This is a genomic window from Streptomyces sp. NPDC029151 (assembly GCF_055564315.1).
The window spans coordinates 1,070,983-1,090,087 of the sequence record NZ_JBVHWQ010000002.1; the positions used below are offsets into that span (position 1 = coordinate 1,070,983).

General features: G+C 73.4%; 15 protein-coding genes and 1 pseudogene. 8 read left to right on the top strand and 8 right to left on the bottom strand.

The genetic code is table 11. The features are described from left to right. Positions 1-148: 148 nt before the first annotated feature. Together ACZ4VF_RS12540 and ACZ4VF_RS12545 are read left to right on the top strand one after the other, a co-directional pair. On the top strand, positions 149-745 hold the full coding sequence (locus tag ACZ4VF_RS12540) for a hypothetical protein (RefSeq protein ID WP_467925429.1): 597 nt from the start codon (positions 149-151) through the stop codon (positions 743-745). A 9-nt stretch (positions 746-754) separates the two neighbouring features. After that, a pseudogene (locus tag ACZ4VF_RS12545) lies at positions 755-1,372 on the top strand (FGGY-family carbohydrate kinase); the annotation flags it as partial. Here the strand turns inward: ACZ4VF_RS12545 and ACZ4VF_RS12550 are convergent. Continuing rightward, positions 1,321-1,959 (bottom strand): mycothiol-dependent nitroreductase Rv2466c family protein, encoded by a 639-nt coding sequence (locus ACZ4VF_RS12550; protein ID WP_467925431.1) that lies wholly within the window; start codon positions 1,957-1,959, stop codon positions 1,321-1,323. The pseudogene ACZ4VF_RS12545 and the gene ACZ4VF_RS12550 sit on opposite strands and share 52 nt — an antisense overlap. A gap of 136 nt (positions 1,960-2,095) precedes the next feature. Between ACZ4VF_RS12550 and pepN the strand changes: the two genes are divergently transcribed. The 3 genes from pepN to ACZ4VF_RS12565 all read left to right on the top strand — a co-directional run bounded on the left by pepN (position 2,096) and on the right by ACZ4VF_RS12565 (position 6,950). Next, entirely contained in the window at positions 2,096-4,678 is a 2,583-nt protein-coding gene (pepN, locus tag ACZ4VF_RS12555; protein ID WP_467925433.1) for an aminopeptidase N, read from the top strand. Between the two features lie 207 nt (positions 4,679-4,885). After that, the gene (locus ACZ4VF_RS12560) at positions 4,886-5,923 is read left to right on the top strand and encodes a hypothetical protein (protein ID WP_467925435.1); all 1,038 of its coding nucleotides are present in this window, start codon (positions 4,886-4,888) and stop codon (positions 5,921-5,923) included. A 220-nt stretch (positions 5,924-6,143) separates the two neighbouring features. Then, on the top strand, positions 6,144-6,950 hold the full coding sequence (locus ACZ4VF_RS12565) for an SGNH/GDSL hydrolase family protein (RefSeq protein WP_467925437.1): 807 nt from the start codon (positions 6,144-6,146) through the stop codon (positions 6,948-6,950). A 43-nt stretch (positions 6,951-6,993) separates the two neighbouring features. On the opposite strand, the gene ACZ4VF_RS12570 is transcribed toward ACZ4VF_RS12565, so the two are convergent. The 5 genes from ACZ4VF_RS12570 to ACZ4VF_RS12590 form a co-directional block, all read right to left on the bottom strand. Further along, on the bottom strand, positions 6,994-8,133 hold the full coding sequence (locus ACZ4VF_RS12570; protein WP_467925439.1) for a serine hydrolase domain-containing protein: 1,140 nt from the start codon (positions 8,131-8,133) through the stop codon (positions 6,994-6,996). Positions 8,134-8,226: 93 nt separating this feature from the next. Next, positions 8,227-9,987: a TIGR03767 family metallophosphoesterase gene (locus ACZ4VF_RS12575; RefSeq protein ID WP_467925441.1), complete on the bottom strand. Its 1,761-nt coding sequence runs from the start codon at positions 9,985-9,987 to the stop codon at positions 8,227-8,229. A 200-nt stretch (positions 9,988-10,187) separates the two neighbouring features. After that, positions 10,188-10,667 (bottom strand): NUDIX hydrolase, encoded by a 480-nt coding sequence (locus ACZ4VF_RS12580; RefSeq protein ID WP_467925443.1) that lies wholly within the window; start codon positions 10,665-10,667, stop codon positions 10,188-10,190. 9 nt (positions 10,668-10,676) lie between these two features. After that, positions 10,677-11,534, bottom strand: a complete 858-nt coding sequence (locus ACZ4VF_RS12585) for a pyridoxamine 5'-phosphate oxidase family protein (protein WP_467925445.1) — start codon at positions 11,532-11,534, stop codon at positions 10,677-10,679. A 2-nt stretch (positions 11,535-11,536) separates the two neighbouring features. Next, complete coding sequence (locus ACZ4VF_RS12590) at positions 11,537-11,983, bottom strand: VOC family protein (protein WP_467925447.1); 447 nt, start codon at positions 11,981-11,983, stop codon at positions 11,537-11,539. Positions 11,984-12,106: 123 nt separating this feature from the next. On the opposite strand from ACZ4VF_RS12590, the gene ACZ4VF_RS12595 reads away from it, so the two are divergent. Together ACZ4VF_RS12595 and ACZ4VF_RS12600 are read left to right on the top strand one after the other, a co-directional pair. Next, positions 12,107-12,649, top strand: a complete 543-nt coding sequence (locus tag ACZ4VF_RS12595; protein WP_467925449.1) for a CGNR zinc finger domain-containing protein — start codon at positions 12,107-12,109, stop codon at positions 12,647-12,649. Between the two features lie 153 nt (positions 12,650-12,802). Continuing rightward, the gene (locus ACZ4VF_RS12600; protein WP_467925451.1) at positions 12,803-16,099 is read left to right on the top strand and encodes a S8 family serine peptidase; all 3,297 of its coding nucleotides are present in this window, start codon (positions 12,803-12,805) and stop codon (positions 16,097-16,099) included. Positions 16,100-16,159: 60 nt separating this feature from the next. Here ACZ4VF_RS12600 and ACZ4VF_RS12605 read toward each other — a convergent pair whose 3' ends face one another. Together ACZ4VF_RS12605 and ACZ4VF_RS12610 are read right to left on the bottom strand one after the other, a co-directional pair. After that, the gene (locus ACZ4VF_RS12605; RefSeq protein WP_467925453.1) at positions 16,160-17,116 is read right to left on the bottom strand and encodes a hypothetical protein; all 957 of its coding nucleotides are present in this window, start codon (positions 17,114-17,116) and stop codon (positions 16,160-16,162) included. A gap of 1 nt (position 17,117) precedes the next feature. After that, complete coding sequence (locus tag ACZ4VF_RS12610) at positions 17,118-17,666, bottom strand: RNA polymerase sigma factor (protein WP_467925455.1); 549 nt, start codon at positions 17,664-17,666, stop codon at positions 17,118-17,120. A gap of 329 nt (positions 17,667-17,995) precedes the next feature. Between ACZ4VF_RS12610 and ACZ4VF_RS12615 the strand changes: the two genes are divergently transcribed. Further along, positions 17,996-19,015, top strand: coding sequence for an aspartate-semialdehyde dehydrogenase (locus ACZ4VF_RS12615; RefSeq protein WP_467925457.1), 1,020 nt, complete (start codon positions 17,996-17,998; stop codon positions 19,013-19,015). Positions 19,016-19,105: the final 90 nt, after the last annotated feature.

A 19,105-nucleotide genomic window follows, 5' to 3' on the forward strand; every position in this document is an offset into this window, starting at 1 on the left:
CGCCGTTGACCCGCCCGACCCCACCGCCCCGCCGACGGAGGTCCCGGATGGACAGGCACGTGCACGACCGCCGACGCCTCCTCGCGTCGACCGGGGCGGCCGTTCGGCCGCGCACGACGAGCGGGTCCGGGTGACGGCCGGGCCCCCCGTGTCCTCGACGCCGGGACGGGTCCCCCGGACGGCCTCCGGCGCCGCGCGTGCGGTGGCCGCCTGCCCCGGGCCGCGGCCCGTCGTCGTCCGCCGGGACGGACCGGCCGACGCCGGCCCGGAGGCGGCGGAACGGCACGGGGCACGGGCGCCCTTCGCCCCGGCCGCCGCGGCGCCGCCACGCCGGGTTCACCCTCGGCCTGCTGCTCGCCGCCCCGCACCGCGTCCCGCCGGCCCCACGGACGTACCGCTGCGCCGCTCGGCCGTCGTCGACGCGGCCCGCGAACCGCTCGGCGATCCCCTGACCGAAGGACTCCTCCACCGCGCCGACGACGGCACCCCGCTGCTGCCCGCCGGCACCCTGTTCCCGCAGGCGCGCGTGGCCGGGCCCGACGGTGACGGGCTGCTGGACGACGTCATCGGCCTCGGCTTCGTCCCGCTCCCGCCCGAGTGCCGGCCGCGCCCCCGGCCGCCCGGGTGGTGCTCAGCCCGCGCCCGGGCGGGGCGGGACGTGCGGTGGCGGGAAGGGCCGCGCGGGTCGCCGCGCCGAGGTGGCCGCCGGGTGCGCGGGGAACCGCCCGCGCGCTGTCTGACCTGAGGAGCCGGCATGGTCGGCACGGCGGCGCTGGACTGGGTGCTGCGCACCACGGGCGCCCGGCACGAGGACCTGGACGCCCTGCTGGCCGCCGCCCCGCCCGGCGCGCACGGGGTGCGGGTACTGCCGTACTTCGCGCCGTCCGGCGAGCGGGCGCCCTTCGTGGAGCCGGGGCTGCGGGCCGAACTCCTCGGCGTCTGCCTGGAGTCGACGCCCGCCCATCTGGTCCGCGCCACCTGCGAGGGCATCGGCTACGCGGCCCGGCACTGCCTGGAGGCGGCGGGCCTGACCGGCTCGCCGGCGGTGTGCGGCGGCGGCACCCGCAGCCCGGCCTGGGCGGGCCTGCTGGCCGATGTGCTGGGCCGGCCGCTGAGGGTGGCGGCGGGCGAGGTGGGGGCGCGCGGCGCGGTGCTCGCGGCCGCCGAACGGTACGGCGTCCCGCTGGACACCGCCGCCTGGACCGAGCCGGCCCGGCTGGTCGAGCCGGACCCGGACCGGGCGGCGTACTACGCGAAGGGCTACGGGGAACACCTGGAACTGCTGGCCCGGGCGCGGGAACGCGCCCCGGCGGTGAGCGGTCACAGGTTGCTGAAGTCCGGGCCCTGGGTGCGGCTGCGCTTGATCTCGTAGAAGCCCGGTACCGAGGCCACGGCGAGGGTGCCGTCCCAGAGGCGGGCGGCCTCCTCGCCCTTCGGGGCCGGGGTGACGACGGGACCGAAGAAGGCGATCTGCTCGCCGTCGGGGCCCGGCACCGCGATGACGGGGGTGCCGACGTCCTGGCCGACCTTCTCGATGCCCTCCTTGTGGGAGGCGCGCAGCTCCGCCTCGTACGGGGTGGAGTCCCAGTGGTCCATCAGGGACTCGGGCAGGCCGACGTCCCGCAGCGCGGCGGCCACGGCCGGCTTCTCCGGGCCCTCGCCCTGGTTGTGGATACGGGTGCCGAGCGCGGTGTAGAGGTCGCCGAGCACCGCCTCGCCGTGCTCCTGCCGGGCGGCGATGACGACGCGGACCGGACCCCACGCCTTGGTCTCCAGCATCTCGCGGTAGCCCTCGGGCAGCTCGTCCAGCTTGTCCTCGTTGAGCACGGCGAGGCTCATCACATGCCAGCGGACCTCGATGTCGCGGACCTTCTCCACCTCCCGCACCCAGCGGGAGGTCATCCAGGCCCAGGGGCACAGCGGGTCGAACCAGAAGTCGACGGGGGTCTTGTCCGACATGTCTCTCCTCGTGAGGACCGTTTCCCGGGAAAACACCGCTGCTCACTGTGCCATTCCCCGATCCCCGTGTCAGGAGCTCATGGCAGGATCGGTCCTGTTCAGCCGCCATTCACGCGATCACGAGGGAGTGCCGTCCGTGCCCGGTGAGAATCTGTCCCGCGACGAGGCCCGGGAGCGGGCCGCCCTGCTGTCCGTCGACGGTTACGACGTGTCCCTGGACCTGAGGTCCGCCGTCGGCGACGGGGGCGGCGAGCCCCGCACCTTCCGCTCGGTGACCACCATCCGGTTCCGCTGCAGCGAGCCGGGCGCCTCCAGCTTCGCCGACCTGGTCGCGCCGCGCGTGACCTCCGTGTCGCTGAACGGCCGGGACCTGGACCCGGGCGAGGTCTTCGACGGCTCCCGGATCGCGCTGGAGGACCTGGCCGCGGAGAACGAGCTGGTGGTGGACGCCCAGTGCGCCTACTCGCGCACGGGTGAGGGCATGCACCGCTTCGTCGACCCGGAGGACGGCGAGGTCTACCTGTACACGCAGTACGAGCCGGCCGACGCCCGCCGGGTGTTCGCGAACTTCGAGCAGCCGGACCTGAAGGCGCCGTACCGCTTCGAGGTGCGGGCGCCCGAGGGCTGGACGGTGTGGAGCAACGGCGCCGGTGAACAGACCGACGGGGTCTGGCGGTTCGCGGAGACGAAGCCGATCTCGACGTACATCACGTGTGTGGTGGCGGGGCCGTACCACTACGTGACGGACTCCTACGAGCGGATCCTCGAGGACGGGACCAAGCTGGAGATCCCGCTCGGCGCGATGTGCCGCAGGGGTCTCGCCCCGCACTTCGACGCGGACGACGTGTTCCTGGTGACCAAGCAGGGCCTGGACTTCTTCCACGACCACTTCGACTACCCGTACCCGTTCGGGAAGTACGACCAGGCGTTCGTCCCGGAGTACAACCTGGGCGCGATGGAGAACCCGGGTCTGGTGACCTTCCGCGAGGAGTACATCTTCCGCGGGAAGGTCACGCAGGCCTCGTACGAGGGCCGGGCCAACGTCATCCTGCACGAGATGGCGCACATGTGGTTCGGCGACCTGGTCACCATGGAGTGGTGGGACGACCTGTGGCTGAAGGAGTCCTTCGCGGACTTCATGGGCACGTTCGCCAACGTCGGCGCGACCCGCTTCAAGGACGCGTGGATCACCTTCGCCAACCGCCGCAAGGCCTGGGCGTACCGGGCGGACCAGCTGCCCTCGACGCATCCGGTCACGGCGGACATCCGTGACCTGGAGGACGCCAAGCTGAACTTCGACGGCATCACCTACGCCAAGGGTGCCTCGGTGCTGAAGCAGCTGGTGGCCTACGTCGGCCAGGACGCGTTCCTGGAGGGCGCCCGGCGCTACTTCAAGCGGAACGCCTACGGCAACACGCGCCTGGGCGACCTGCTGTCGGTGCTGGCGGAGACCAGCGGCCGGGACATGACGGGGTGGTCGCGGTCCTGGCTCCAGACGGCCGGGGTGAACGCGCTGACCCCGCAGGTGCTGCTGGACACCGAGGGTGCCCGGATCGCCGAGCTGGCGATCGTGCAGGAGGCCCCCGAGTCCCACCCGGAGCTGCGCCCGCACCGGATCGCCGTGGGCCTGTACCGCCGTACGCCCGAGGGCGCGGTGGAGCGGTACGCCCGCGTGGAGACGGACGTGCACGAGCCGCGCACGGTCGTGGCGGAGCTGGCGGGTGCCGAGGCGCCCGAGCTGGTGCTGGTCAACGACGACGACCTGACCTACTGCAAGAACCGGTTCGACGCGACCTCGCTGGAGACGCTGCGTGAGCACCTCGGCGCGATCACCGATCCGCTGGCGCGTGCCCTGTGCTGGTCGGCGCTGTGGAACATGACCCGGGACGCGCTGCTGCCGGCCCGGGACTTCGTGGACCTCGTGCTGCGGTTCGCGGGCCGCGAGTCCGACATCGGTGTGCTGCAGATGCTGCACGCGTGGGCGAACGGGGCGCTGGTGCACTACGCGGCGCCCGAGTGGCGGGAGACGGGCGGGGAGCTGCTGGCCGAGGGGGCGCTGCGGGAGCTGCGGGAGGCCGGGCCGGGCAGTGAGCAGCAGCTGGCGTGGGCGCGGTTCTTCGCGACCGTGGCGTCGGCGGAGCCGGATCTGAAGCTGCTGAGGGACCTGCTGGACGGCACGGTCGAGATCGAGGGCCTGGAGGTGGACCAGGAGCTGCGCTGGGCGTTCCTGGAGCCGCTGGCCGCGCACGGGGCGGTGGACGAGTCGGTGCTGGCGGCCGAGCTGGCCCGGGACGACACGGCGTCGGGCAAGCGGCACCAGGTGCGCTGCCTGGCGGCGCGGCCGTCGGCGGCGGTCAAGGCGCAGGCGTGGGCGCAGGTCGTGGAGTCCGACGCGCTGTCGAACGCGCTGGTGGAGGCGACGATCGCGGGCTTCGTCCGGCCCTCGCAGCGGGAGCTGACCGCGCCGTACGCGCAGCTGTACTTCGCGGCGATCGAGCGGGTGTGGCGGGAGCGGTCGATCCAGATCGGCATGGACGTGGTGCGGGGCCTGTTCCCGGCGTACCAGGACCGTCCGGAGACGCTGCGGGCGACGGACGCGTGGCTGGGGGCGCACGAGGACGCGGCACCGGCGCTGCGCCGGCTGGTGCTGGAGGCGCGGGACGACCTGGCGCGGGCACTGCGCGCGCAGGAGTGCGACGCGGCGGCCGCCGGACGCTGAGCTTTGGCCTGAGCTTGCCCGGTCGGTGACCGTTACGAAATCCGGGCAAACGCAGCCGTAACCCCTGGTCCCCACCTGATCGGACCAGGGGTTTTGCCTCTCTACTCGGCATCCGAACACCTGACCTTTAGTCCCGTGTTGTCCGCATTCATCGACGGGCGTGTAACAGCGGTTAAAGGGGGGACAGGAGGCGGGAATCCCGTCGCCATGACCCACAACACCCCGCTCTCCCCCCGCCCCCTGCACCACCTCGCCGACGCCCACCGCCGCGTGGTGACGGCCGCTCAGCTCCGCTCCCACGGCGTGACGGCGGCCGAGCTGTCCGAGCAGTGCCGCCCCGACGGCCCCTGGCGGGAACTGCTCCCGCACGTGATCCTGCTGCACGCGGGGCCGCCCACCGGCGAGGAGCGGCTGCACGGGGCCCTGCTGTACGCGGCCCGCGCGGCCGAACCGGCCGTCCCCGCCCAGCCGACCTCCGGCAGCCCGCACCGGCCGCTGTACGCGGACGCGGTGCTCACCGGCCTCGCGGCGCTGGCCCTGCACGGCTTCTCGTCCGCCCCGCCGCTGCCCGCGCTCGACCAGGTGGACGTCCTGGTCCCGCGTCCGCGCCGGCTGCGCTCCGCCGGTTACGTCCACGTCCTGCGCACCCCCGCCCTGCCCGCCCCGCACACCGTCGCCGGCCTGCCGGTGGCGCCGGTGCCCCGGGCACTGGCGGACGCGGTGGCGGCGCTGACGGACGCGGAGGCGGTACGGCGGCTGCTGACCGAGGCGGTGCGCGGCGGCCACTGCGAACCGGCGGCCGTGGTCCGCGAGCTGACCCAGGCGAAGCTGCTCGGCCGCCCGCACGTGGTGGACGCGGTGGACGCGCTGCTCGCGGAGGGCCGCTCGATCGCCGAGGACCGCCTGTACCGGATGGTCGGCGAGTACGGCCTGCCCGACCCGGTCTGGAACGTCGACCTGCGCCTGCCCGGCGGCCCGCACCTCGGCGGCGTCGACGCCTACTGGCCTGACCAGGCGGTCGCCGTCGAACTCGACACGCGCGCGCCCCGGCAGGACGACGACGCCATGTGGTCGGAGTACGCCCGCAAGCGCGAGCACCTGGAGCGGCTCGGCATCACGGTCGTGTACCTCACGCCGAAGAAGCTCCGGGACTCCCTGGAGCAGCAGGCGGCGGTGGTGCGGACCGCGCTGATGGCGTCCGGGGACCGCGACCCGGCCGCGTACGTCCTGGTGCTTCCCCGGTAGTGACGGACCGGGGCGGCGACGGCGGGGCCCGTACCGGGGTCCTGGAGGAGGGGAGAGGAGGGGCCACCGGGCCGGGGACCGGTGGCCCCTCCTCGTGCCCGCCGCCGGCGTGCACGCCCGCCGCGGGCCGTCCACTTCTGGTGCGCCGCCCGGGTGAGGGCTCACCGGAACGGGTGAGCAGGGCGGGCGGGGCACGGGCGGGCCGCGATAGTGGAAAGGCATGAGACACCCCCGAATAGCGGCAGGCGCGTGCTCCTTCCTCCTCGCGGCCGCCTGCGCGTTCGCCGACCCCGCGACGGCACAGGTGGCACCCCGGACGGTGACCGGCGGCTATGTGGCCCTCGGCGACTCCTACTCCGCCGGTGTCGGCGCCGGCGACTACCTGGCCTCCGGCCGGGAGTGCAAGCGCAGCAGCCGGGCGTTCCCGGTGCTGTGGGCCGAGGCGCACGCGCCGGCGTCCTTCACCTTCGCCGCGTGCAACGGCGCCGGCACCACCGACGTGCTGACCGAGCAGCTCGGCCATCTCAGCCCGCGCACCGGCCTGGTCACCCTCACCGTCGGCGGCAGCGACACGGGGTTCGTCGGTGTCATCGCGAGCTGCGCGCTGGGCGCCGGCGGCTGCCGCTCCGCCCTCACCCGGGCCCGGGGCACCATGGACGGGTCCCTGCCGGCCGGGCTCGACCGGCTCTTCACGGCGATCAGGAACCGGGCTCCCGCCGCCCGGGTCGTGGTGCTCGGCTATCCGCACCTGTACCACCTGAGGGGGGCCTGCGCGCTGGGCCTCCACGACAGCGAGCGCGCCGCCCTCAACGACGGAGTGGACCACCTCAACGCCGTGATCGCGGGGCGCGCCGCCGCCCACGGGTTCACCTTCGCCGACGTCACCGCCGCCTTCGCCGGCCACGAGATCTGCTCGTCCCGGCCCTGGCTGCGCGGCGTCGACGTGCTGGCGATCACCGAGTCGTACCACCCGACGGCCCCGGGACAGTCCCTCGGCTACCTGCCGGTACTCGACCGGGTGTCGTGACCCCGCGGCGGCTCGGGCGGCCGCGCGGCGAACGGGACGCCGGCTAGCAGAACTCCCCCTCGATCACCGCGCCCGTCTCCCCGCTCCAGTCCCCGTTGAAGTCGAGGGCGAGGGAGTGACGGCCGTCCGCCGTCGTCACCGCCGAGGACACGGAGCCGTGGATGCCCCCGTCGTGGCCCCAGACGTGCACACCGCAGGTCAGCTTGGTGTCCATGAGGCCGAGGCCGTAGCGGACGTTCGGCACGCCGTCGATCTTCACGGTCGTCTTCATCTCCTTCAGCTGGCGCGGCGGGAGGAGCTTCCCGCCGAGCAGGGCGCTGTAGAAGCGGTCGAGGTCCGCCGAGTTCGAGATCATCTCGCCGGCCGAGGAGGCCATGGACGGGTTGAGGGCCGTGACGTCGTACGTCGGGCCCTCGGCCGCCTCGGCGAGTTTCGAGTAGGCGCGGCTGCTCGGCCGCGGGACCGTGGTCTTCGTGCCGGGCACGGAGGTGGCCGTCAGGTGCAGGGGGTCGAGGACGCGCCGGCGGATCTCGGTGGCGTACGAGCGGCCCGTCACCTTCTCGATCACCATGCCGGCCACGACGTAGTTGGTGTTGGAGTAGCTCCAGGACGTGCCCGGGGCGAAGTCCGGCCTGTGCCGCAGGGCGATCGCCAGGAGGTCGCGCGGTGCGAGGGTGTCGTAGCGGTGCTCGAAGAAGCCGTCCTTGGTGAAGTGGTCGCGGGCGAAACCGGCGTCGGCCGTGTAGTCGTAGATGCCGCTGGTGTGGTTGAGGAGCCGGCGGACGGTGATGCGGCGGCCGTCGTGGCCGTGGCCGCGGACGACGCCCGGCAGCCACCGGTCGACCTTGTCGTCCAGGGACAGCCGGCCCTCCGCCTCCAGCTGGAGCAGGACCGTGGAGACGAAGGTCTTGGTGATGCTGCCCACGCGGTAGCGGTCGGCGGCCGAGCGCGGTGCGCCCGTGCGGGTGTCGCCCACCCCGGCCGTCGCCGACCAGGTGCCGTGGGTGTCCCGTGCGGTGGCGGTCACCCCGGGGACGCCTGCCGCGACCGCCGCCTCGATCGCCTCGCGGGTGCCGGTGTGGCCGCCCGCGGACCGGGTGCCGGTGGCCGCCACCGCCGGGGCCGCGAGGGCCGCGGAGAGGAGCAGGGCGGTGGTGCCCACCAGAGCCGTGCGTACGCGCATGTCTTCCCCAACCTGTGGTGTGTGGTGCGGTCGGGGGGAGGGACCTCGCGGCGTTCCGCGATGGTTGAGCGCCGTGACCCGGTTGAGTGACTTTCAGCCCTTCTTCAGCACCAGTTCGGTGTTCCGGTCGGCCGCGCTGCCGGCGAGGGTCCGGTTGGCGCCGGGGGCGTTGTAGGACAGCTCGCGGTAGAGGGCGGCGAGACCGGTCTGGGAGAGGTCGGCGTAGTCGGTGCGGTGCGGGGCGGCGGACTCGATCAGCGTGGTGAACAGGGAGAGCGTGCCGTCCTTGTTGTCGACCAGCTCGATGACGCGGGCGAGCTGCGGGAAGTCGACGTGCGAGGCGGTGGAGACCTCCCAGAAGGAGCGCCCGCCGGCGGCCTTGTGCGGGGTGACGACGTTCTTGTGGATGTGGCCGTTCACCCAGGCCAGCACGCCCGCGTGGGCGGACAGCACCGATATCACCTCGGCGCCGCCGTGCCGCCTCTCCCCCGGGCGGGCCGGGTCGGGCCGGGTGTTGGTCATGGTCGCGCTGGTGTGGTGGCTGAAGACGACGGCGTAGGAGTCCTTGTGGTCCTTCAGCGTCCGCTCGAGCCACTTCAGCTGGGCGGTGCCGATGGAGCCCTCGTAGTGGCCGCCGGGGTCGGTGGTGTCGATGCTGATGCCGATGACGTCGTCGGAGATGCGGAAGGCGTAGTACTGGGTGCCCGCGTCCAGGTTCGCCGAGGAGTAGCCGTGCCCGACCGGGCCGTGGCCCTGGTACGCCGGGTCCAGGTGGGCCTTCAGGTAGTCGGCCTGGGTGTAGGGGGCGCGCTTGTCGTCCGGGGTGACCGAGCGCATCGAACGGGCGTGGGCCCTGAGGAAGTCCCGGTAGCCGGTGGCCTTGGGGTCCTTGGCGTTCTTGATGGTGTCCTGGAGCTTCTTGGCGTCGGCGGCGGAGACGTCCATCAGTTTCTTCCCGCCGATGGCCGCCTCGGCCAGGTAGCGGTCGCCGTGGGAGCCGTAGCAGCCGAGCGGGAGGGCGTCGTGGTTGCCGACGGTGGAGTACCAGGGCAGGTCGAGGCCGGAGCTGCGCACCTCGCGGATCGCCGCGGCCAGGAAGCCCGTGAGGTGGGGGAAGCCGAGCGCCTTGTCGTTGTCGCGGGTGGTGGACGCGGCCTGCCAGTACAGCTTCAGCCCGGAGTTCTGCACGCCCTCGTAGTGCCGCGGGTCCCCGGAGTTGGGGGTGATCCGGCCTCCGCTCATCACCTTCATGAACCACTCCAGTTCGGAGTGGGCGTTGTTGTCGGTGTTGTCGCCGGTGGTCATCACGAAGTGCAGCGGGGCGCCGGTGACGGGGGCGCCGCGCAGCGCGTTGACCCGCTCCACGAGGGAGATCGCGCCGGGCACGGTGAGCGCCTCGTGCGGGCGCCAGGCGTGCACGTCGTGGGAGCGCAGGTACTCCAGGCGCAGCGGGTGCTGGACGTCCATCAGGTGCAGGTCGGTGAACTGCACGAACGCGGCGAGCGCGGTACGGCGCTCCGCCCGGCCGGACTTGGGCGCGGCCAGCTCGGCGCGCACGACCCGCTTCCAGCCGGGCCCGTCGCCGAGGCGGCGGTAGCCGGAGCTGTTGCGGGGGGCGGCGACGGAGGCGAGGGTGGTGCCCTTGGTGTAGGGGGCCAGCGGGGCCGTCGCGGCGGCCCGCCGTGAGTCGGCGACCGGCGCCTCCGCCTCGGTGGGCGGGGTGGCGGCCCGGCTGTCGGTGGGACGCAGGGCGTAGCCGACGCCCGCGGAGAGCGAGACGGCTCCGGCGGCGGCGAGGACGGTACGGCGGTTGACCTCCAGGGCGGAGGCGGTGACAGAGCGTATGCGCGACATGGCGCGATCTCCCCGAGTGCGAACGCGTCGGCAGTGGTCGCGGGACGTCGCACACACGAACGCCCCGCTCACTGTGGATCGTTGGCACCAGGGATGACCTGCGCGTGAACGCGGCCGCAACGCGCGGCGCCGAACACCGTACGTGGATCACGGGGTACCGGGTGCGGTCACGGAGTGGATCGCGGCCGGCCGGGGACCGGTCACTCCTCGTTCATCTGCCGGGGTACGGGTACGTCCTCCAGGTGTCCGTGGCGCGGGCGTTCGCGCCAGAGCCGCAGGGCGATGTCGACCATCGGCACCCGGACCAGGCCGGGCACGGTGTCCAGGTGGTGCCAGGCGGCGAGGTCGGTGGATCCGCCGATCTCGTAGCGGAGTTCGCCGCCCGTGATCTCGCCCTCGTAGACGATCCGCAGCCCCTGGTGGTCCGTGCGGCGCCCGACCCGGGGATCGCCGACCAGCCGGTGGGAGTCGACGCCGAGGAGGCCGGTCACCTCGATGCGGTAGCCGGTCTCCTCGGTGACCTCGCGGCGGACCGTGTCGTACGGGTCCTCGCCGTGCTCCATGCCGCCGCCGGGCAGCACCCACTCGGGCCTGCCGTCGGGCGCCGGTGACCGGGCCAGCAGTATCTGTCCGTCACGGACGCACACGGCGTAGGCCGCCACCCTCAGTTTCCGTCGCATCAGCGGACGTTAACGCGTGGGCTCCGGATCGGCGGGCGAATATGCGGGCGCGGACCAGCGCAACGGCAGGGCGCCCGGGGTCCACAGGGCCTCGGTGAGGGTGAAGCGGACGGTGCGGGTGCCGTCCTCGGCGACCCCGGTGCGGGCCTCGCCGGTGAGCTGGAGGGTGCTGCCCGTCTCCCAGTCGAGGAAGAGCAGTCCGGCGCGGGGGTCGGTGTACAGGTTGCCGAGGCTGAGGAACATGGCGTTGCCCGGGTAGTCCGGCCAGGTCAGTTCGCGCGGTGAGGCGACCCGGACGAAGCCGGGGTCGCCGCCGCGGTGGCTGGCGTCGGCGCCGGTGCGGTGGACGGTGGCGAGGAAGAAGGTGTCGGCGGCGGCGACGAAGTCCGCTTCCGCGGCTCCGAGCCGGGTGAGCCGGCGGGGTGTGCCGGGGGTGCGGTCGACCCTCTCGTACGACTCCCTCCGCCGGATGTACCGGGGGCAGTTGGAGAAGACCTGGTCCGCGTCGACGGTGAAGCCGGTCGCCGTGGGCGTGAGGCGGCCGTTGAGGCGCATGCGGCGGCGGGTCCGGGGGTCCAGGGCGATGGTGCCGACGGTCGTTCCCCGGCCGAATGGGTGAGCCGTGTCCACGGACACCCGCCGGGGCCCGGTCGCCCGCACGAAGCCCGGCGCGCCCGTGAGGGCGTGCGCCCACACCCTGCCCGTCTCCGGGTCCGGCCCGCCGACGACCAGGAGGGGCTGCTGCTCCAGGAAGGCCGCCGCGACGGGCTTGATGTCCTGGCCCAGCGAGCGGCCCACGTGGTCGGCGCGGTCGCGGACGCCGGCCTGGTCCTGCACCGCCCGCGAACCCGCGTGGTAGACGCTCATGACTAGAAGAAGCCGCAGGTCGGGGCGGAGGCGTGCGGGGCGGGGGCGTTCCCGGCGCCGTGCGGCACGGAGATCTCCAGGCGGGTGCCGTCCGGGTCGTGGAAGAAGATCCCGCCGGAGGACGCGCCCTCCCGGTGGGCGACGACGCCGTCATGGGCGAAGTCGACGCCGGCGGCCCGGAGCGCCGTCTCGTACTCCCGGACCCGGTCGACGGAGTCGGCGGTGAAGGCGAGGTGGTGCAGTCCGGCCCGCCCGCGGTCGTACGTCCCCCGCGCCTGCTGCCAGAGGGTGAGGACGGGCCGCTCGCCGCCGTCGCCGAGGAACGCGTAGCGCCGGTCGTCCTCCTTGCCCTCGGCGAGCAGGGCGAAGCCGAGGACGTCCCGGTAGAAGGCGAGCGAGCGGTCCAGGTCGGTGACGTTCAGGCCGGTGTGGCCGGTGCGCAAGGTCATGGCTCTCCCCTTCGATGTGCCCGTGCCGGGCATGTCTAACCGTTGTCTTTCACGTTAGAGGTTATAAACGGTCCGGTCAACCGGTCACGTACTCTTGACTGGTTAGCCGAGGAGGAATGCCCGATGTCCACCGCCCGCGACCCCCGCCCGCTCACCGGTGAGCCCCTCGCGCTCGACCTGCTCAACACCCGGTGGAACAGGGACGGAGTCGTCCAGGACCTGCTCGCGGACACCGGCGGGCTGGCGGTGTGGCTCGCGAGCAACGGGCTGGCCGGGACCCACCCGGCCGGCGCCGAGGCGCTGGACCACCTGCGGGCGGCCCGCGAGGCGATCAAGGCCGCGGTGGACGGTGCGCCGGAACAGGCGGCGCCGCTCGTGGACGCCGTCCTGGAGCACGGCCGGATCCGGGCCCGGCTGACCGCCGGCGGCCCGGCCGAGGAACCCGAGTTCGCCGACCCCGCCTGGGGCCCGGCCTGGCTCGCCGCGCGGAACTACCTGGAGCTGCTCACCCGGGCCCCGGAGCGGATCCGCAGCTGCGCCGGGGGCCACTGCATCCTGTACTTCTTCGACACGTCCCGGAACGGCACCCGCCGCTGGTGCTCGATGGCCGCGTGCGGCAACCGGGCCAAGGCGTCCCGGCATTACGCGCGTTCGAAGGAGAATTGAGCACACACCGGACAACGGCACCGGATCCGCTCACATCCGATCGCGGGTTTTCCCCATACGTTCATCTCGATTAGGTCAACGGTCCCCAAACGAATGTCCCTTCGGTAAGGCTGAGCGCTCTCGTCCGCTCGTTCCTTTACCTGAGGGATGCCGATGACCCACACGCCCGAGCGTGATCCCATATCCGGCCCGAGACGCCTGGCCCGCATAGCGGTGGCCGTGGGCGTGGTGGCCGCCCTCTCCGCCGCGGGGCCGGTCCCCCTGGCCCTCGCCGCGGACCCGGCTCCCGCCCCGGCCGCCGACCCCGGCGTCAAGTCCGCCCCCGACAAGCTGGGTTCGGACGACGCGGCCTTGCTCGCCGAGGCCAAGGCCGACGGCGACAAGAACGTCACGATGATGATCGCGACCGCGCCCGGGCAGACGGAGCGGGTCGCCGCGGATCTGGACGCGGTCGAGGGCGGCCTGGTGGGCCGTACCGACGACAAGCTCGGCTACGTCCGCGCCACCGTCCCGACGGGCCGGGCGGACTCGGCGATCGCCGCCGCCGTGAAGCTCTCCTCGGTGCGGGCCATCGACCTCAAGCAGGAGATCCCGCTGGACGACCCGGCGCCGAACGGCTCCAAGCCCACTGCGGGCAAGGGAAGTTACCCGGCGCCGGGAAAGAAGACCCCCGCCGCGAACCCGTACAACCCGTCCTTCGAGACCGGTGCCGTCGACTTCGTCGAGGACCACCCGAAGGCGGACGGCCGCGGCATCACCATCGGCATCCTCGACTCCGGCATCGACCTCGGCCACCCGGCGCTGCAGAAGACCACCACCGGTGAGCGGAAGATCGTCGACTGGGTGACCGCGACCGACCCGGTCGCCGACGGCGACGGCACCTGGCGGCGGATGACCACCGGCGTCTCCGGCCCCTCCTTCTCCATCACCACCGCCACGCAGGGCACCGAGAAGTTCACCGCCCCCGAGGGCTCGTACAAGTTCAACTACATGTACGAGTCGGCCACCGCCGGCGGCGACGAGAAGGGCGACCTCAACCGCGACGGCGACACCACCGACGCCTGGGGCGTGCTGTACGACCCGGCCGCCGGCACGGTCCGCGTCGACACGAACGACAACCTGGACTTCACCGACGACACGCCGATGAAGCCGTACAAGGACGACTACCAGGTCGGGTACTTCGGCACCGACGACCCGGCGACGGACGTCGTCGAGCGCGTGCCGTTCGTGGTCGAGACCCGCAAGGACGTCGTCTACAACGCCTCCGGCGCGAAGGCCGACTACGTCAACATCGGCGTCATCGAGTCTGAGCACGGCACCCACGTCGCCGGCATCACCGCCGCGAACGGCCTGTTCGGCGGCAGGATGAACGGCGCCGCCCCGGGCGCCAAGCTGGTCTCCTCGCGAGCCTGCACCTGGAGCGGCGGCTGCACCAACGTCGCCCTCACCGAGGGCATGATCGACCTCGTCACCAAGCGCGGGGTCGACATCGTCAACATGTCGATCGGCGGCCTGCCCGCGCTGAACGACGGCAACAACGCGCGCGCCGAGCTGTACACCCGGCTCATCGACACCTACGGCGTCCAGCTGGTGATCTCCGCCGGCAACTCCGGGCCCGGCGCCAACACCATCGGCGACCCCGGCCTCGCCGACAAGGTCGTCTCGGTCGGCGCGGCGATCTCCAAGGAGACGTGGGCCGCCAACTACGGCTCCGTCGTGGAGAAGAAGTACGCGATGATGCCCTTCTCCTCCCGCGGCCCGCGCGAGGACGGCGGCTTCACGCCGACCCTCACCGCCCCCGGCGCCGCGATCAACACCACCCAGACCTGGCTGCCGGGCGCCCCGGTCGCCGAGGCGGGCTACTCGCTGCCTGCCGGCTACTCGATGCTCCAGGGCACCTCGATGGCCTCCCCGCAGGCCGCCGGCGCCTCCGCGCTGCTGCTGAGCGCCGCGAAGCAGAAGGGCATCGACCTCACGCCCGCCAAGCTGCGCACGGCGCTGACCTCGACCGCCCACCACATCAAGGGGGCGCAGGCGTACGAGGAGGGCGCGGGCCTGATCGACATCGTGGACGCGTGGGACGCCGTCAAGGACGGCGCCACCGCGCACGACTACACGGTCAAGGCCCCGGTCGACACCGCGATCGACTACGCGCTGAAGACCCCGGGCTTCGGAACCGGCCTGTACGACCGCGAGGGCGGTCTGAAGGCGGGCGAGAAGAAGACGTACGACGTCACGATCACCCGCACCTCCGGCCCGGACAAGGCGGTCCGGCACGAGCTGCACTTCGAGAACAACGCCGGCGGCACCTTCCGGATCGTCGGCGACGACGACGTGAGGCTGCCGCTGAACCAGCCGGTCACCGTCCAGGTGCAGGCGGCCCCGAAGTCGGCCGGCATCAAGAGCGCGATCCTGGAGGTCGACGACCCGCGGACCGAGGGCGTCGACAAGCAGGTCCTGTCCACCGTCGTGGTCGCGGCACCGGTGACGTACACGTACTCCGCCTCGGACTCGGTGCAGCGCAACAGCACGCGGTCGTACTTCCTGAGCGTGCCCGAGGGCGCGACGTCGCTGGAGGTCGCGATCGGCGGGCTGGCGGACAAGAGCCAGACCCGGTTCATCGCCATCCACCCCTACGGCGTGCCGTCCGACAACACCTCGACGCCGTACTGCTACAACAACTACCTCGACGGCAACGGCTGCAAGCCCGACGTGCGCTCCTACGCGAACCCGCAGCCCGGCGTCTGGGAGGTCGAGGTCGAGTCCCGGCGTACGTCCCCGCTGCTCGACAACCCCTACCGGCTGGACGTCACCGTCCTCGGCGCGGCCTTCGACCCGCAGACGGTGACCGTCCCCGAGGCCAAGGTGGGCACCCCGGCCACCGCCTCCTGGAAGGTGACCAACAAGTACGCCGCGCTGGACGGCAAGCTGACCGGCGGCCCGCTCGGCTCCTCCAGGACGGCCCGCCCGGCCATCAAGCAGGGCGAGACCCAGACCAGCACGGTGGAGGTCCCGGCCGGAGCCACTTCCCTGGACGTCGCCATCGGGGGCGTCTCGGACACGGCGGCCGACCTCGACCTGGTGGTGTACGACGCGTCCGGCAAGGAGGTCGGCAAGTCCGCCGACGGTGACTCGGAGGAGGCGGTCTCCGTGCCGTCCCCGGCCGCCGGCACCTACACCATCCAGGTCGCGGGCTACTCCGTGCCGTCCGGCTCGACCGACTACGACTACCGGGACGTGTTCTTCTCCACCGCGCTCGGCTCCGTCACGGTCGACGGCTCGGCCCCGGTCAAGCTGGGCACGGGGGACTCGGCCACGGTGACCGGTCAGGTCACGGCCGCCGCCCCGGCCCCGGCCGGCCGCGAGTTCTTCGGCCGCGTCCAGCTGGTGAACGCGCGCGGCACGGTCGCGGGCACCGGCAGCGTGAAGATCGAGAAGGTCACGCCGTAACGGGGTGACGCACAGGGGAGGGGCGGGCGTCCTGACGGACTCCCGCCCCTCCTTCGTGCCTCAGGAGGCGTCGCCGGAGGGGCAGAGCGTGGTCCGGGAGCCGGGCAGGGCACCGGTGATCCAGGCACGCTCGGCGGCCACCCGGGAGTCGCCGACGGCCCACTGGCTCGCGTACGTGTCGCCGTGGCCGACCCGGACCAGCGCGTGCTGCCCCCGGCGCGGGGCCGGCCGGGCGTCCGCGTCCAGCAGGAAGGCGACCTCGGCCGGACCGTGCGCGGGCTTGTAGGAGCGGGTCACGGTCAGGGTGACGCGGCTTCCGGAGGTGTCCCCCGCCGGCTCCACCCTCGCCACGGTGCCCTCCACGACCAGCCGGGAGCAGGCCAGTTCCCGTTCCGGCTCGGACGGCCGCAGCCCCGTCCCCGCGCTCTGCCTCCCCGCGCCCTTGGCGGCCGAGGAGGCCCCGCCGTTGTCGTCCGCGCCGCCACCGGACTGCGTGACCAGCCAGCCGAAGCCCAGCGCCATCGAGAAGGCCGCGGCACCGGCGGCCGAGCCGAGGGCGATCCGCAGCGCCCGCCGGGACCGGCTCGGCCGGCCGGGCCGCGGGGGCCGGGGCGGCCGGTCCCGTCCGGCGGGGCGGGTACGGCCCCGGGGGCGACGGGCGGGCCGCGGCCCGGGCAGGGCGGCACCGGACACCCCGCTCCCCTCGTCCCCGCTCTCCTCCCGCCCGCTCTCGTCCTGCCCGCTCTCGTCCTGCCCGGCCCGCTCCTGCCCGGTCCGCTCCTGCCCGGTCAGGGCGTCCGCGAGCCGGGACAGCTGGTCGCGCAGCACCGCGAGGTCCGCCTCGGCCGCACGGTGCCCGGCGAGGAACGCGGGGTCCCGCAGGGCCTCCTCCGGCAGGGGGTCGCCGGTGATCGCGGCCATGAGGGCGTCCATGCCGTCGTACTCCCCCCGGCCCCCGTGCCCACCGGCACCCCCGGCGCCGTCGGCGCCCCGCGCGCCCTCGTGTTCGGCGGTCATCTCACACCACCTCGTCCTCGTGCAGCCGGTCGCGCAGCGCGCGGACCGCCGTGTGCAGCCTGCTCTTGACCGTGCCCTCCGGGATGCCCAGCTCGGCGGCGATGTCCCGGACCGGCAGGTCGGCGAAGAACCGCAGCACGACCACCTGCCGCTGGGCGGCGGGCAGTTCGTCCAGGCCCCGGGCGACCGCGAGGGACAGCAGGCTGGTCTCCTCGCCGGAGGGGTGCGTCGGCGCGCGCAGCGCGGCCAGCCGCTCCCCCAGCCGTTCCCGGCGCCGCTTGGCCCGGTGCCAGTCCATGGCCAGGTTGGAGGCGACCACCGCCGCCCACGCCGACACGTCCCGCGGCGCCTCCCGGCCGCTCGCGGCCCGCTCCAGCAGCCGCAACCGGACCTGCTGTACCCCGTCCGGCAGGTCCGACTGCGGCACCCCGCCGAGCGCGAGCACCGCCCGCACCCGGCGTTCCTGGGCCGCGTCCAGCGGATCACCGCCGGTGCGCTCCGCACCGGCGGCGTACGCCCCCTGGTCGCGGCGCGTTCTTCCGCGCAGCACAAGCCACCCCCTCCCGCATCTGCCCCTACGACGCGGCAGCGGGCCGGAACGTTCGGCCGGCGCCGGACACGCGCAGAGGCGTACGTCACACCGTCGTATGGCCCGGACCCGGACGGGCAGGGGCGGGACAGCACAGCTTCCGGCTCGTGCCCGCCGCGGGGAGAATTCCTGCAGTCCGACGGGGTGCCCGGCGGAGGTGTGGAACCGCCCGCCGGGTGGCCGTGTCCCATTCCTCGGGCACGCGCGGCAAAGAATTGGACAGGTGGGCCGGGGTCGGCCGCATGATGGAAACGCCCCGGTCAGGCAAGAGACACACAAAGGGAGTCGCTGTGAGGGTCGGAATCGTCGGAGCCACCGGTCAGGTCGGCACGGTCATGCGCGGGATCCTCACGGAGCGGAACTTCCCGGTCACGGAGCTGCGCCTGTTCGCCTCGGCCCGCTCGGCCGGGACCGTGCTGGACGGTGTGACCGTGGAGGACGCGGCGACCGCCGACTACACCGGACTGGACATCGTGCTCTTCTCGGCGGGCGGCGCGACCTCCAAGGCGCTGGCCGAAAAGGTCGCCTCCCAGGGTGCCGTCGTGATCGACAACTCCTCGGCCTGGCGCAAGGACCCCGAGGTCCCGCTGGTGGTCTCCGAGGTGAACCCGCACGCGATCGCCGACCGCCCCAAGGGCATCATCGCCAACCCGAACTGCACCACGATGGCCGCGATGCCGGTGCTGAAGCCGCTGCACGAGGAGGCCGGCCTGGAAGCCCTGGTCGTCGCCACCTACCAGGCGGTGTCCGGCTCGGGTCTCGCCGGCGTGGCCGAGCTGCACGGCCAGGTGCAGAAGGTGGCCGCCGAGGCCGACAAGCTCACCCACGACGGCGCGGCGGTCGACTTCCCCGAGCCGCAGGTCTACAAGCGCGCCATCGCCTTCAACGTGCTCCCGCTGGCGGGTTCGATCGTCGACGACGGTCTGAACGAGACCGACGAGGAGCAGAAGCTGCGCAACGAGTCCCGCAAGATCCTGGAGGTCCCGGAGCTGAAGGTCTCCGGCACCTGTGTGCGCGTCCCGGTCTTCTCCGGCCACTCCCTCCAGGTCAACGCCCGCTTCGCCCGCCCGATCTCCCCGGAGCGCGCCACCGAGCTGCTCGCGAAGGCGCCGGGCGTCGCCCTCTCCGACATCCCGACCCCGCTGCAGGCGGCCGGTCAGGACCCGTCGTACGTCGGCCGCATCCGCCGCGACGAGACGGTGGACAACGGCCTCGCCCTGTTCATCTCCAACGACAACCTGCGCAAGGGCGCCGCGCTGAACGCGGTGCAGATCGCGGAGCTGGTGGCGGCCGAGCTGTCGGCGAAGTAACCCGCGTCTCGGAACAGGGGAGGGGGGGGGGGGGGGGGGGGGGGGAGGGGGGGGGGGGGGGTGGGGGGGGGGGGGGGGGGGTGGGACGCG

What these genes read in the sequence shown, in the direction of transcription:
- ACZ4VF_RS12550 (WP_467925431.1), bottom strand. Translation starts at nt 1,959, where the DNA reads ATGTCGGACAAGACCCCCGTCGACTTCTGGTTCGACCCGCTGTGCCCC.
- ACZ4VF_RS12560 (WP_467925435.1), top strand. Translation starts at nt 4,886, where the DNA reads ATGACCCACAACACCCCGCTCTCCCCCCGCCCCCTGCACCACCTCGCC.
- ACZ4VF_RS12565 (WP_467925437.1), top strand. Translation starts at nt 6,144, where the DNA reads ATGAGACACCCCCGAATAGCGGCAGGCGCGTGCTCCTTCCTCCTCGCG.
- ACZ4VF_RS12570 (WP_467925439.1), bottom strand. Translation starts at nt 8,133, where the DNA reads ATGCGCGTACGCACGGCTCTGGTGGGCACCACCGCCCTGCTCCTCTCC.
- ACZ4VF_RS12575 (WP_467925441.1), bottom strand. Translation starts at nt 9,987, where the DNA reads ATGTCGCGCATACGCTCTGTCACCGCCTCCGCCCTGGAGGTCAACCGC.
- ACZ4VF_RS12580 (WP_467925443.1), bottom strand. Translation starts at nt 10,667, where the DNA reads ATGCGACGGAAACTGAGGGTGGCGGCCTACGCCGTGTGCGTCCGTGAC.
- ACZ4VF_RS12585 (WP_467925445.1), bottom strand. Translation starts at nt 11,534, where the DNA reads ATGAGCGTCTACCACGCGGGTTCGCGGGCGGTGCAGGACCAGGCCGGC.
- ACZ4VF_RS12590 (WP_467925447.1), bottom strand. Translation starts at nt 11,983, where the DNA reads ATGACCTTGCGCACCGGCCACACCGGCCTGAACGTCACCGACCTGGAC.
- ACZ4VF_RS12595 (WP_467925449.1), top strand. Translation starts at nt 12,107, where the DNA reads ATGTCCACCGCCCGCGACCCCCGCCCGCTCACCGGTGAGCCCCTCGCG.
- ACZ4VF_RS12600 (WP_467925451.1), top strand. Translation starts at nt 12,803, where the DNA reads ATGACCCACACGCCCGAGCGTGATCCCATATCCGGCCCGAGACGCCTG.
- ACZ4VF_RS12605 (WP_467925453.1), bottom strand. Translation starts at nt 17,116, where the DNA reads ATGACCGCCGAACACGAGGGCGCGCGGGGCGCCGACGGCGCCGGGGGT.